The sequence below is a fragment of the Rahnella sp. PD12R genome, assembly GCF_019200965.1.
In the GTDB taxonomy this organism is placed as follows: domain Bacteria; phylum Pseudomonadota; class Gammaproteobacteria; order Enterobacterales; family Enterobacteriaceae; genus Rahnella; species Rahnella laticis.
Map to the genome: position 1 here is coordinate 184,722 of NZ_JAHTMS010000006.1, position 14,505 is coordinate 199,226.

Here is a 14,505-nt window from a genome sequence, read left to right on the forward strand (position 1 = left end):
GTATGGATTCTATTTCATTCCAAACCCGCGCAAGGACCATTGACCATTTGGGGCGGGAGCAGATAGCGGACTGCCCTACAGCAATATCAGAACTTTGGAAAAACTCATATGATGCTTACGCAAGAAAAGTTGAGTTAAATATATTTGACGGTGTTGTTCCTATAGCTACCTTGGTCGATGATGGACATGGTATGAGTTTTGATGAGTTCATATCTAAATGGCTAGTTATTGGAACGGAGTCGAAAGCTACAAGGAAAAATAATGAGTTAGCTGATCAATTAGGTTTAACACTAAGGACCAAACAAGGGCAGAAAGGTATTGGAAGACTCTCATGTGCAGCTTTGGGATCGCTATTATTGATTGTCTCAAAAAGAGTAGAGTCTTGTTTTGTAGCAGCTTTAATTGATTGGCGGTTTTTTGAAAATCCTTTCTTAATGTTATCTGATGTTAAAGTTCCATTATTTCAGTTCGAAAATAAGTCAGAACTAAAATCATTACTTCCAAAAATGTTCGAGGAATTATTAGTTAATATACATGGTGGCACTGACGAAAGAGGAGATAATTCCCACGAGCAAAGAATAAGATCCGCATGGAAACAGCTTGATAACCAGGAGTTAGCTGAATATGAAGATTCTTTAAATGAAGAAGAATTTATAGTTTCAAAAAAAAATAATTTCAAAACGACACGAAAAAGAATTCTAGAAACTGCCGATAATGTCATCTTTGATGACCGTATTCTAAATACATGGCCCGTCTGGACTGGTGCTAGTCAGCATGGTACTGCTATGTTCATGGCGGATATTCATGATGATATGAAGGCACAAATACCTCTGGATAATAAAGATATAGGTGATTTGTCTGCTGTAAAAGCTAGTGATAGTTTAAAGGAAACCTTAATAAATTTCACTGACCCTTTCTCCAAAGGTTTAGAACCTACAATTTCTGATTTCAGAACATCAGTTATAGTTTGGAATGGGCATATTCATAGAATAATCATAGATGATGTAAAAAAATTCGATCTGTCAAATCTTGAAATGATGGAGCATATGATTGAAGGTGATGTTGATGAGTATGGAGACTTTCGTGGAAAAGTTAAAGCATTTGGTATAATTTACTCTGATATAGTTATAAAACCTCCTCGAGTGTACAAGACTCGCTCCAATACGCAATTCGGGAAATTTAATATTCGCATTGCTTCTTATGAATATGAAAAACCTAAGTCAACACTTTCAGATGAATATGTCGATTTCCTCAATGAGCAAAGTGAATATTATGGAGGAGTTAGAATTTACCGAGATGGTCTTAGAGTTATGCCATATGGTAGAGAAGATAATGATTACTTCGAAATAGAAAAGAGAAGATCTAAAAATGCTGGACGTTATTTTTGGTCTAACAGACGTTCTTTTGGGAGAATCTCTATTACACGAAAAGAAAATTCAAATTTAAAAGATAAAGCCGGTCGTGAGGGTTTCTTAGATAACACAGCTTCAAAATATTTTAGAGAGATTGTCGAAAATATACTTATAAAAACCGCAGATAATTATTTAGGGAGATACTCTGACATACGAAAAACTCATATTGAAGATATGGATGTTTTGAAAGCAATAGAGAAAGCCGAAAATGATCGTAAAAAATTAATAAAAAATGAAAGAGTGCGGATAAAAAAATTAATTACAGAAAATATTGGAGAGCTTACTAATAAGCTAGATGACTTAAAAGATTTACAAATAAAATACTCAAATGTAGATGAAATAGTTGATCTTTTAGACGCTAAGGAGTTTAAGGCCTTAGTGAGTAAGCATAACTCTGAATTACAAAGTTATTCATTGAGTTCAGTTCCTAATAATTTAGGGAATATTGAATCTGCATATAAAAATTACAAAAGAATTGAGGCGGAAGCTAAATCAATAATAAAAACCCTCGATGAATCAGCAAACATATCTTTAACTAGGTTAAGTGATAAAACTGATTATGATATAGCGATTGAAGTGTTCAATGAAAAAAAACGTGCTATAAATCAAGCTATCAGAAAAAGAGCTTCCTTAGGTAAAGAGTTGCTTCAAGAAGAACTGGGTCGCTTTACTGAATTGGTTGAAGTTCAATTAAAAATATTTCCTACTGAAATAAATTCTTTTCTAGAAGATCTCCACTTAGAAAGGGTCTCACTTCCGCAGGTTTTAAAAAAAATAGATGAAGAATATCAAAAACAATATATTGAAAATGATCAACGCTTGGTTCCTTATATAACGGCTATTAAAAATATTCGCGATCAAATTGATCTCGAAGGGTTGGCAATTCATAGCATGAATGAATCTGCAAAATGGAAGCAAGAAGCAGAAAGATTGAATTCACTTGCTCAATTAGGTATTACTGTTGAGATAATTGGTCATGAAATAGAAGGTTTAGACTCCACTATAGCCCGTGGGTTGGACTCAATCAAAAATGCTAGTTTCAACGACTATGAGAAAGCATCATTTGATGATGTAGTCTATGCCCATCAAGGATTGACTGATAAGTGGCGTTTCTTATCCCCTCTAAAATTATCTGGAGAAAGAGTTAAAAAAAATATTTCAGGGAGAGATGTTTTTGGGTATTTAAATAATTTTTTTGGCGATTCATTAGAAAGAAATAAAATACATCTAGAAGTTACGCAAAACTTTTTAAATTTTTCAGTAACAGATTTTCCATCGAGGATATATCCAGTTTTTATTAATTTGGTGAATAACTCTCGCTATTGGGTATCTCAGGGAGGAGGTGATAGTAAAAATATTTTACTTGATAATGGCGAGGATGGTGTGACTATTTCTGATAATGGACCAGGTGTTGATCCTGATGACTATGACCAATTGTTTACTTTATTCTTCACAAGAAAACACCGTGGAGGGCGTGGAGTTGGACTATATCTTTGCCGGACCAATCTCCAACCCGGTGGGCATAAGATAAGTTACATTACCAGCGGTTCAAACAAGAAACTTTCTGGTGCTAATTTTCTTATTGAATTCAATGAGGCGAAAAAATGAGTGAGCATGGACTGGCGATGTCACCAACTTATTCGGCATTACTCCAAGAAGCTTTTATTAAACCAATTAGGTCTGTTGCTGTTATTGATGATGAGTATCCTACGATTCAGGGGTTATTACGTGATCAAAAATATCTTGAGAAGAATAAAAAAAGACTTAGTGATGTTATTGATTTTTGTAGAAACTCGGAACGAAATTGGACCGTTGATGTTGATGATGGGCAAGAAATATCTGAAGACCATAAAATTAAATACAGCTCATATTTGAATAGCGATTTGTTAATATTAGATTATCACCTTGGGGAGAATGATGGTGGGCAAAGGAGTTATAAGGCACTAAATGTTATATCCGAACTGGCAAAGAAGCCTCATTTTAATATGGTTATCGTTCATACTGGTGGATATCAAGGAGATGGAACGGTCCGGGATGTAATACTAGATGTAATTTCTTTTTTACAAAAAAAACCAGTTGTTAAGAGTGTGGGGAAATTTGATGCTGAAATCGAAGAATTGATCGATCAAGCTTCAATTGATAATGTTAACCTAAGAGGTGAGTTATTAGATACAGCAAATTTGGAAGATTTTCTGCGATTAATCAATGACCATGATTGTTCATCAAAAGAATGTTTAGAAAGTGCTTTTTTTAATCCATTTATTAAAATGTTTCCAAATGAAAAACAAAAGATCAATCCGTCAGTATTAAAAAAATGGTTTTGTAAACAAAAATCCGAACAGTATAAGGATTTTTTTGGTAATGATGAATTAGATGGTTTTTCTTGGTACTTTTCTAATGATGATGATATAAATTGGATAAAAACTAATAACATATTTATCACAGTCATCGGAAAGGAGACTGTTGAACCTGCTAAGCTACCTGAGCATTTATGCGCGGCACTATTGAATTGGTGCCCACATCCTCACCAACTAATGCTTGCAAAACTTCGACATGAGATTGATGAAAACGGGTTTAAATTTGCTAATGAGATACTTAATAAGAAACATCTGCAATCATACTGGCTTGAGGATTTGATCGGAAATCCGGATGAAGGAACTCTTGATTACAAAATATGGAGTGTTTTGTCAAAACATTGGGAAGAGTTAGCATCTCAAACTAAATATAATATTATGGAGTACTCCAATAGGCTTATTAAATATTTGAATTCTGACCCAGAGAATAAAAAGTCATATTTCATTAGCAAATGGATTCTTCCTAAAGATATAGAAACAATTAAGCAAGTAAATTGTTTTAATTGCTCTAAACCTATCGATGGTTATCATCTAAATACTGGACATATATTGAAGGTTACTCATGTAGAGAATATCTCTTATTGGATTTGCATGACTCCAGCATGTGATCTTGAACCAAGTCAAAAATCGTTTAACACGCAAAGTAATATGCCAGTAACATTAGTAAGACTTTACGATTTGAAGTCATCTTTAGCTGATCACTTTAAGGGAGAAAAACCATCGTCTGAAGAGTTAGAGTGCAAGGCACTCGGCTTAGCAACAAGAAATAATTTTGTTTTCGTCAAGTTCGAGAATTCTGAACGAATAGAAGTCTTGAGCTTTATTTCAAATTTACTATCGGAATCCAACCCCAATGCTGACAGTTTCCTTGCAGCGAATCACGGGGTGTTCGATGAAAAAAAAGAATTGTCTATTTTTCGTCCTGGATTAGATGCTGGTATTCCCGTATTTGTTGAATTAAAAGCACAGGTTGTTGCGCAGCTTAGATATGAATATGCATTACATCTATTACAACTTACTGGTCGTGCAAAGAGCCGTGTTGGCTTAGATTTCATCCAATTCACCCCAGCTGTGTCAAATATTGAGAATAGCATTTTCCCTACTAAGGGAAGTATCAAAAGTACTATAAACCAAACGCTGATTACTAAAAGTGATTTTGATGGCGGGGCCGCAAATGAACCACTTTCAGATGCTAAGTAAAATTTCTTAATCTAGATTTTTATATTGGCGTTTATGCTATATAGCTAGTTTATATTTTTTAAAGGCTGTATTTTTATCGGTGATTTAAAATTCAAGATAGTTGAGAGCAAAAAAACGCCCTAACAAGGGCGTTTCTCCTCAGCGCATTATTCCCCCCCTAAAACATCGCCCCCATCTCCAACTGTCCCATCAGCAACGCATTGTCACTGTAGTCCACCGGGACGGCGACGACGGCGGGGCCTTGTACGTCCATCGCGGCGCGGAGGGTGCTTTCCAGGGTTTCGGCGGAGGTGACGGCGAAACCTTTCGCGCCGAACGCGTCAGCGTAGGCTTTGAAATCTATCGGGCCGAACTGGATGCCGGAGGTGCGCTGGTATTTTTTCTCTTCCTGGATGGCGACCATGTTGTACGCCTCATCGACCCAGATGATGTGCAGCAAATTCACACCCAGCCGGACGGCGGTTTCCAGTTCCATGCTCGATTGCATAAAGCCGCCGTCGCCGGAAACGGACACCACTTTGCGGCCGGGATCGACCAGCGCCGCGCCGATCGCCCACGGCAGCGCGACGCCCATGGTTTGCTGGCCGTTGGAAATCAGCACCTGACGCGCGCGGAAGCTGTACAGGTAACGGGCGATCCAGATGTGGAAACTGCCCATATCGACGCATAACGTGACGTCACTGTTGACGATGTCCTGCATCGCGCGCACCAGCCGCAGCGGGTGGATGGCGAACTGGTTAAGGCTCCGGCCCTTTTGATCCAGCAGCTCGCGTTGCTGGCGGCGGTCTTCCAGAATCGCGATGGACGAGGTGCTCAGCACGAAATGCTGCTGGATTTGTTCGGTCAGCAGGTCGAGCGTGTCGGCGATGTCGCCAACCAGTTCGACATCCGGCAAGTATTCGCTGTCCGTTTCGGCAGGCATCACGTCGATATGCACCAGCTCGGCATTCTCGTTATTCCACTGCGCCGGTTCGTACTCAACCGGGCTGTAGCCGATGGTGATCACCAAATCGGCATTGCGCAGCAGGCGGTCACCGGCCTGATTATTGAATAAACCCACGCGCCCGGCGAACCGGTGGAACGACGCCTGATCGATAACGCCGGCGGCCTGATAGGTGCTGGTGACCGGCAAATCGCTTTTGTGCAGCAGACGGCGGATGGCTGCCGCATTACGCGGCTGGCTGGCCATCAGGCCAAGCAGCAGAACCGGGTTTTTGGCCTGATTTAACAGACGCGCGACCTGCAAAATGGCGTCGTGCGGCGCGCTGCCCAGAACGGGCGGTTGTGATGTCAGCAGTTTGCCGCTGGCGGGTTCGTTGACGATGTCCATTGGCAGGCTGATGAATGCCGCGCCCGGACGCCCGAATTCGGCGGCGCGAAAGCCGTTTGCCATCACTTCGGCCAGCGCGGAAGAAGAGGTCACTTCCGCAGAATATTTGGTTACCGGGCGGAACATCGCGACGGTATCCATCGTCTGGTGAACCTGTTTTACGTGGTCGGCACGTTTTACCGCGCCGCCGAGTGCGACCAGCGGATCGCCTTCTGATGTCGCCGTGGCGACGCCGGTGATGAGGTTCGAGCAGCCGGGGCCGGACGTCACCAGTGCGACGCCCGCTTTGCCGGTCAGGCGGCCGACGGCACCGGCCATAAAGGCGGCGTTGGCTTCGTGGCGCACCGGAATGGTGGTGATGGTGGAGTCGATCAGGGAATCAAATACGCGGTCTATTTTTGCGCCGGGAATGCCGAAGACGTGTTTTACGCCCTGCGCTTCAAGCTGAGCGACTACCAGATCTGCGCCGCATTTCCATTCGATTTTAGGGTCTGAGTTTTTCATGGTGTTTTCCTTTTACCTGCGGGCTGTTAACTCTCAACGGACTGAATCGCATCGTTTAAATCATCGGGATTTAAATCGGCATGCAGGAAATCGCTGTCCTGCGGGAAGTCGATCAGCAGTTTTTCAACGGTGCCGAACGTGAGCACGCCGCTTTCAACCTGATAATCCAGAACATGGCCGCCGCTGCTGCGTTCCTGATTAATAAAGTGTTCGTGATAGCCCGCCACATTGATGCCCTGCATATACGCCGGGGTCAGAAAACCAATCAGCACGCCCTGGCTGTGCTCGATGTGAAAGGTTGGCTGGGCCTCGATGGCTTCAAGCATCGGTTTATACGGGCGCTTTTGTTCCGGCACGGTGCGCGTCTCCACGCGGCTGAATTCACCGTCGATGCGCAGTGCACAGAAGGTGTTCTGGCTGGCCACGGCGCGGTCAATCACCTGATGGATCTGCTCGCGGGTATGCGGTTTTTCGATCAGGTATTCATTCGTAGGATTAAAGAATGTCATCACCGCGAACGGCGTTTTTTGTTCGGGCAGGGCGCGTCGTGCGCTGCCGTCGCCACGCAACTGGAAGATATTGCTGTTAAAAGCAATCAGTTCTCCGTCGAGATGGTTAAAGGTACCGAGGCCAAAATCACCGTGTTCCAGCAGGTCGGCCATGGTGGTTTCGCCTTCGTAGACGCCGCTGAGCAGGGCACTCATCAGGGATGACTGGTACAAGACGCGGTCGGGATGTCTCTGGGTAAACGCTGAGGCGGTGCGGGCGAGTTCGGCAACGCAGGAACAGGAATCAGAATGGGTTTTCATGCAGGAAGCTCCGGTCGAATGATTAACTTATCTGATTAAAGGTTGACGCGATTCAGCCAGAAGTTCCAATATGACGAGGTGTTCACTTTGAGACGTTTTTGATATGGAACTTCGTCATCTGCGCTACTTTGTCGCGGTAGCAGAGACGGGCCACTTCACCCGTGCTGCCGAACAACTGGGGATCTCCCAGCCTCCATTGAGCCAGCAAATCCAGCGGCTCGAACATGAAATCGGAACCCCTTTACTTAAGCGTCTGACCCGTGGCGTCGAGCTGACCGAAGCCGGAAAAGTGCTCTACGACGATGCTCAGACCATCATCAAACTCACCGATGCCGCCCTTGAAAGAACCCGTGCCGTGGCGCGCGGAATCAACGGGACATTGCGTATCGGCTTCGCCACATCGACGGCATTTAACCCGCAGGTTTTTGCGCTGCTGCACCGCTTTCGGGATAAATATCCGGGCATCGTGCTTGAGCCGCAGGAAAAGGATATGGCGGGGCTGATGACTGCAATGGGCGAGGGCGCGCTGGACGCGGCGTTTATCCGCCTGCCTTGCGAGCGCAGCAAAGACTTCAGTTTTAAGGTGCTGGATATCGAAGAAATGATGGTGGCGCTGCCGAAAAAGCATCCGCTCAGCCAGGAGAAAGAGGTGCGTCTGGCGGCACTGCGCCACGATACGCTGATCACTTTCCCGCGGGATTTATCGCCGGGGTTATACGACGCGGTGACACAGGCGTGTGAAGATGCGGGTTTTACGCCGCGCTACGGGCAGCAATGTCCGCAAATTACATCGTCGCTGAGCATGGTGGCAACAGGATTTGGTTATGCGCTGGTGCCGGCGTCGCTCAGTAAGATTGATGAGACTAACGTACGATGTCTGCCCCTGGCAGGGCAGACATTAACCACGCAGATAGCGCTGGCCTGGCGACGTACGGATAACTGCAAGGCCGCGCTGCATCTGGTGGGGTTACTCTAAATTACACCACGATAATCACAGAAACCCGGCGGTTCTGCGCGCGCCCGGCCTGCGTTTTGTTGCTGGCAACCGGCTGGCTTTGGCCTAATCCACGGGTATGGATATTGGCGCGCGGCATTCCGGCATCGGCAAAGGCGGCGGCAACGGTATTGGCGCGGCGCAGCGACAGATCATTGTTGTAGCTGGCGTCGCCGTAGTTATCGGTATGGCCGTCGAGGTTCACTTTGTTCAGTCCAACGTGCAGAAGTTCGCCCGCCAGTTTTTCCACCGACTGCTTACTCTCAGCGGAAAGTTTGTCCTGATTATTGCCAAACAGAACTTTGGCATCCAGACCGAGTTCCCAACCGGCATCCGTTTGGGTGAAGCCATTTTTTTGCAGAACCGCGATTTGTTCCGGGGTTAATCCGGTCACCGGTTTGGCCTGGCAGGCCGCCAGGAAAATAATACAAAGGGCCATTCCGGCATACTGGCACCAGGTTTTGAAACGATTGTTATTATGCATGTGTGTTAACTCCTTTTAGTCTTTCATCACGACAGGAAGCGGCATTCCTGAAGAAACATGCCAGCAACTGCCGGATATCTTTTTCGAGCGATACATCGCTTCGTCGGCTTTTTCGAGCAGTTCTTTCGCGCTGTTCGCCTGCGAAGGCGACAACGCAATACCGATACTCAGGGAAACATCCAGTGTCTTGTTATTGAGCAGGATCACCGGCGTTTTCATGATGTCGACAATCCGCTCGGCGAAGGCCACGGCTTCCGCCGTGGAAATCATCGGATCGAGCAGGATAGCAAACTCATCGCCCCCCAGACGCGCCAGCACATCGCCCTGACGCAGCGTTTTTGCCAGCCGTTCGCCGATCACCATCAGCACACGGTCCCCGGCGGCATGCCCCAGCGTGTCATTGATCTCTTTAAAGTTATCGACATCAATAAACAGCAGAGCCAGCGACAGAGGCGGACGCATCGGGTTGAAGCACTGATTTAGGGTATCAATAAAGAACGCGCGATTATGCAGACCCGTCAATCCATCGTGCAACGCTTTTTGTGTCAGCGAACTGTTTTCGTTGCGCATATGGTTTTCCCAGGCTTCCAGCTCGGTCAGCAGGCTGTTGAAGTCCTGGCTCAGCGTATGCAGCTCGACAATCGGGGCGGACGGTACGCGCAGATTGAAAGAGCGGTTAGCGCTCACTTCGTGCGTAACGTGCGTGATGTGGCCGAGCGCATCGACAATCCCTTTCTGCATCCGGCGCGAAAAATACAGCGCGACCAGCGCCGTCAGCACCAGACAACCCAGCAGACTCAGCACTGTTTCCAGCAGGAAACCAATCAGGCTGGTGCCGTTACCGGCGAGCCAGATGGTGCCGATGACGGAACCGGAGTGGATCACCTGCGTGGTAATCGGCTCCGGGAAGGCGAGATGCCCGACGAACTGGCCGAGCTTGTCCCAGTTGGTGTTGATCGGGCGCTGCCACTCCGTGAATGTCGCACCGGCAGGCGTCAGGATTTTCGCCTGCGTAAAATCACCGCGCTTGGCGATGAACTCCAGCGAGTCGTGTGCGGCTGCCGGATCATTAAAGACCAGTGCCGCTTCCGTGGTGTAGCCAATCGCGCGCGCCGTCAGCTCAAGGTTGCTTTGGGCATGCGAACGCAAAGCGATCAGGGCCAGCAGGGTGAGTAAAAAGCCTGCCAGACCAATCGCCGTCACAATAACAATCACATGGATTCTGTTCAGTGCGGCGCTCAACGTCGTGCGCGGGCTCTGCTGTTCTGTGTCAGGAACAGGAATTTTATTTTCCATGGTCACTCCTTTTCCCTGGCAAGTTGTAATACGGCGGGATTAACCCGTACGCCGCTGCGGGACAGCGTATCCAGATTCAATTTAAAACCGGTGTGTTGAGCTGTAATCACCAGACAAAATGCGTTCAGTAATGCGCAGGCATCATCCTGTTCGCCAATGGTCAAAATCGAATGCCCTTCCAGGCGCTGGTGTAAATCGGTTTGCTGTGCGGCGGTTGTACTGCCGGAATAAATGGCGTTGCACTCCGACGTCAGCAGCGGGCTGTCTATCGGAAGGGTTAAAACCTTGAGGGATCTGCCGGAAAATGCGCTGCCGTCCGGCGTTAATTGCGCGGCATATTTTACCGGCGGAATGATGCACAGCGTCAGCGCCGAAGAGGCGGTGCCGTCGGGCCAGCGCGAATAGCTGAGAATGCCGTTGACCGTCTGCGCGACGGCGGCGTTCGTGGCCGCATCACCGGTTTCTGCCACACTCGGCGCCAGCGGAACGGCCAGAAGCAATGTCAGCAGCGCAAAGCCAGTCACAGCCTTCAAAAAACGGCGGGAATGAGTCTTCACTGACAGGCAAAAAAGAGTTCGGGCTTTTCCCATTGAGTCGCTCAGCGTTTTCTTCCGGTTGAAATTATTTCTCCGGAATAAGAATAACTTTATCGGCATGAGTTCTGAAAGCGTCAATAAGAAATTTTTCATCTTGTTACGCCGCTCGCTTTGTTCCGAAATTTTTACACAAGGCAGGCAAACGGCGCATCCTGAAGCAGGGGTAATGATTTTGGTTCGAAAATTGTTCGTTTTTTAGTCAATCCGGGGCAGCCTGAAACGGCGATAAATAATACACTTTGCTGGCAATTCAACCGTTATTTAAATAATAGTCACGTGGATAACAAAATATGACAAAAAATAAATGTTATCGGAATCACTAATTGATGAATTTAAATTGCAGGAAATGTTAATGATTTTGAATTTAAAGGAATATCAGGCGGAAATAATGAGTTATTCGTGATCATGATCTCAAAGCCAGGTTGTTCACCAGATTTTTATGCTGCTGATAGGTATCATGCCCGCATTAATGGTATGTTTTATCCGTCAGGGTGGTTTTTTTGATGACGGGTGCAGTAAAAAAACATCAACCATTCCTGGGGAAAACGGAATTATTTTTATAATTAGGTACTGAGGAATCATGGATAATACAACAATCGGGACGCTGTCTAAAAAATCGGTAAGTTCCTGGCGTAAAACTGACACCATGTGGATGTTAGGCCTCTACGGAACGGCAATTGGTGCAGGTGTTCTATTTCTTCCTATTAATGCAGGGATTGGCGGTTTAATTCCGTTAATCATCATGGCAATTCTTGCCTTCCCAATGACTTTCTTTGCTCACCGCGGATTAACACGTTTTGTATTATCCGGTAAGAATGCGGGCGAAGATATTACGGAAGTTGTTGAAGAGCATTTCGGTATTTCAGCCGGTAAGTTAATTACCCTGCTTTATTTCTTCGCCATCTATCCCATCCTTTTAGTTTACAGCGTGGCTATTACCAATACGGTTGAGAGTTTTATTACTCACCAGATGCATATGAATGCGCCACCGCGTGCATTGCTGTCATTGGTTCTGATCCTCGGCTTAATGACGCTGGTACATTTCGGGCAGGACATGATCGTGAAAGCGATGAGCATTCTGGTCTTCCCGTTTGTAGCCGTGCTGATGGCGCTGGCGCTGTACCTTATTCCTAACTGGAACACGTCGGTATTTGAAAACGTGTCTCTGTCCGGTAACGGCGTGGGTCACGGCATGCTGATGACGCTGTGGCTGGTCATTCCGGTGATGGTGTTCTCCTTCAACCATTCCCCGATTATCTCTTCTTTTGCTGTCGCAAAACGTAAAGAGTACGGCGAAGACGCTGAGAAAAAATGCTCCCGTATTCTGGCATTTAGCCACATCATGATGGTGCTGACGGTGATGTTCTTCGTCTTCAGCTGCGTCCTGAGCCTGTCTCCGGAAAACCTGATGGAAGCTAAAGCACAGAACGTTTCCATTCTGTCTTATTTAGCTAACCATTTCTCTAACCCGGTGATTGCTTATATCGCGCCATTTATTGCCTTTATTGCGATTACTAAATCTTTCCTCGGCCATTATCTGGGCGCACGTGAAGGTTTCAACGGTATGGTGATTAAATCACTGCGCAGCAAAGGGAAAACAATTCCTCTGCCAGCACTGAACCGTTATACCGGTATCTTCATGTTATTAACCACCTGGTTAGTCGCAACGCTGAACCCAAGTATTTTAGGCATGATTGAAACACTGGGCGGCCCGATTATTGCGATGCTGTTATTCCTGATGCCGATGTATGCCATTCGCAAAGTGCCTGCGATGAAAAAATACAGCGGTCATATCAGTAACGCATTCGTGGTTATTATGGGTCTGATTGCCATGTCTGCGATTGTATTTAGTCTGATGGGTTAATTCATTCAACAGTCATATCCGGTGAGCGGGTGTTATTCCGCTCACTGCTTCTGTTTTATCCACCGTCATCTTTATTTATTCCTTAATCCTATTCAGACATGGAGTCTACCGTGATCAGCGTCTTCGATATTTTCAAAATTGGTATTGGTCCTTCCAGTTCGCATACTGTCGGCCCGATGAAAGCCGGGAAAATATTCACTGATGAACTTATCTCTTCAGGCCATATTGACCAGACAACCCGCGTTTCTGTGGATGTTTACGGATCGTTATCGTTGACCGGTAAAGGTCATCATACTGATCTGGCTATCATTATGGGGCTGGCCGGCAATATGCCGGATGACGTTGATATTGATGCGATCCCCGGTTTTATACACCAGGTGGAAACTTCCGGTCGTCTGATGCTGGGCAAAGGGGCGAAAGAAGTGGATTTCCCAGCCGGTTCCGGCATGAATTTCCACACCAGCAATTTGCCGTTGCATGAAAATGGCATGTCCATCAGTGCTTTTAATCGTGATGAACTGCTGTATACCCGGACTTACTATTCTATTGGCGGCGGTTTTATTGTCGAAGCCAGCAAATTTGGCGTGCAGGATGAAAACCCTGTCGTGCGCCCGTACCCGTTCCGTTCGGCCAGCGATCTGCAAAAACATTGCACGGAAACCGGCCTGTCGTTGTCGGCGCTGATGCTGAAAAACGAGCTGGCGGGGCATACCCGTAACGAAATCAGCGATCACTTTGCTGCCATCTGGAATGTGATGAGCGAAGGGATCACCCGCGGTATTCATACGGAAGGGTTATTGCCTGGTCCGATGAAAATCAACCGTCGTGCGGCGGCTCTGCGTCGCATTCTGGTGACGCAGGATAAAAATAACGTCGATCCGATGGGCGTCGTTGACTGGATCAACATGTACGCCATGGCGGTGAATGAAGAAAATGCCGCAGGTGGCCGCGTGGTGACTGCGCCGACTAACGGCGCGTGCGGGATTATTCCGGCGGTTCTGACGTACTACGATCAGTTTATCCGCCCGATCAGCCCCGATTCCTACAGCCGTTTCTTCCTCGCGTCGGGCGCCGTCGGCATTCTGTTCAAAATGAATGCGTCGATTTCCGGTGCTGAAGTCGGTTGTCAGGGCGAAGTGGGCGTGGCCTGTTCCATGGCGGCGGCGGGTCTGACCGAGCTTCTGGGTGGCAGCACCGCGCAGGTCTTTATGGCGGCAGAAATCGCGATGGAACACCATCTCGGGCTGACCTGCGATCCGCTTGCCGGACAGGTTCAGGTGCCGTGCATTGAGCGAAATGCGATTTCAGCGGTGAAAGCCGTTAACGCCTCGCGCATGGCGCTTCGCCGAACCAGCGAGCCGCGCGTTTGCCTCGATAAAGTCATCGAAACCATGTACGAAACCGGCAAAGACATGAACTCGAAGTACCGTGAAACCTCAACAGGTGGTCTGGCGATTAAAGTTTTAGCCTGTAACTAAATACCTGTCGCCCTTCGCACTGCCTCTGCGTTGGTTGCCTTCTTTCACCCCGGTCACTGACCCATGTCAGCTCCCGGGGATTCAATCAGTTGCTGCCTTGATGCAATCCGAACGGCTTAAGGTATTTCCCGGCTTTACCTTATTTCTGAAAAGGCGGGAAACCGCCTTTCCCGCTCCCTCCGCG

10 protein-coding genes are annotated in these 14,505 nt (G+C 46.8%); 5 read left to right on the forward strand and 5 right to left on the reverse strand.

Features of this window, described 5'->3' with window-relative positions:
* Window positions 1–2 precede the first annotated feature (2 nt).
* Together KWG64_RS13785 and KWG64_RS13790 are read left to right on the forward strand one after the other, a co-directional pair.
* Complete coding sequence (locus tag KWG64_RS13785) at window positions 3–3,020, forward strand: ATP-binding protein (RefSeq protein WP_218522200.1); 3,018 nt, start codon at window positions 3–5, stop codon at window positions 3,018–3,020.
* The gene (locus KWG64_RS13790) at window positions 3,017–4,966 is read left to right on the forward strand and encodes a response regulator receiver domain (protein ID WP_218522201.1); all 1,950 of its coding nucleotides are present in this window, start codon (window positions 3,017–3,019) and stop codon (window positions 4,964–4,966) included. The genes KWG64_RS13785 and KWG64_RS13790 overlap by 4 nt, the downstream gene beginning before the upstream one ends.
* Before the next feature lie 157 nt (window positions 4,967–5,123).
* Here the strand turns inward: KWG64_RS13790 and alsS are convergent, their stop codons facing one another.
* A complete protein-coding gene (gene alsS, locus KWG64_RS13795) occupies window positions 5,124–6,800 on the reverse strand; it encodes an acetolactate synthase AlsS (RefSeq protein WP_218522202.1) in 1,677 nt (558 codons plus the stop codon).
* A gap of 26 nt (window positions 6,801–6,826) precedes the next feature.
* The gene (gene budA, locus KWG64_RS13800; RefSeq protein WP_152325233.1) at window positions 6,827–7,609 is read right to left on the reverse strand and encodes an acetolactate decarboxylase; all 783 of its coding nucleotides are present in this window, start codon (window positions 7,607–7,609) and stop codon (window positions 6,827–6,829) included.
* Window positions 7,610–7,712: 103 nt separating this feature from the next.
* On the opposite strand from budA, the gene KWG64_RS13805 reads away from it, so the two are divergent.
* Complete coding sequence (locus tag KWG64_RS13805; protein WP_195813642.1) at window positions 7,713–8,585, forward strand: LysR family transcriptional regulator; 873 nt, start codon at window positions 7,713–7,715, stop codon at window positions 8,583–8,585.
* 1 nt (window position 8,586) lies between these two features.
* Here the strand turns inward: KWG64_RS13805 and KWG64_RS13810 are convergent, their stop codons facing one another.
* From KWG64_RS13810 to KWG64_RS13820, 3 genes are read right to left on the reverse strand one after another with little or no spacing between them, the layout of a single operon-like run.
* Entirely contained in the window at window positions 8,587–9,087 is a 501-nt protein-coding gene (locus tag KWG64_RS13810; RefSeq protein WP_195813643.1) for an OmpA family protein, read from the reverse strand.
* 15 nt (window positions 9,088–9,102) lie between these two features.
* Window positions 9,103–10,383, reverse strand: a complete 1,281-nt coding sequence (locus KWG64_RS13815; protein ID WP_195813644.1) for a diguanylate cyclase domain-containing protein — start codon at window positions 10,381–10,383, stop codon at window positions 9,103–9,105.
* A gap of 2 nt (window positions 10,384–10,385) precedes the next feature.
* Window positions 10,386–10,907: a YfiR family protein gene (locus tag KWG64_RS13820; RefSeq protein ID WP_255562185.1), complete on the reverse strand. Its 522-nt coding sequence runs from the start codon at window positions 10,905–10,907 to the stop codon at window positions 10,386–10,388.
* 652 nt (window positions 10,908–11,559) lie between these two features.
* Here KWG64_RS13820 and KWG64_RS13825 point away from each other — a divergent pair.
* Together KWG64_RS13825 and KWG64_RS13830 are read left to right on the forward strand one after the other, a co-directional pair.
* Window positions 11,560–12,843: an HAAAP family serine/threonine permease gene (locus KWG64_RS13825; protein ID WP_195813645.1), complete on the forward strand. Its 1,284-nt coding sequence runs from the start codon at window positions 11,560–11,562 to the stop codon at window positions 12,841–12,843.
* A gap of 110 nt (window positions 12,844–12,953) precedes the next feature.
* Window positions 12,954–14,321 (forward strand): L-serine ammonia-lyase, encoded by a 1,368-nt coding sequence (locus KWG64_RS13830; protein ID WP_195813646.1) that lies wholly within the window; start codon window positions 12,954–12,956, stop codon window positions 14,319–14,321.
* Window positions 14,322–14,505: the final 184 nt, after the last annotated feature.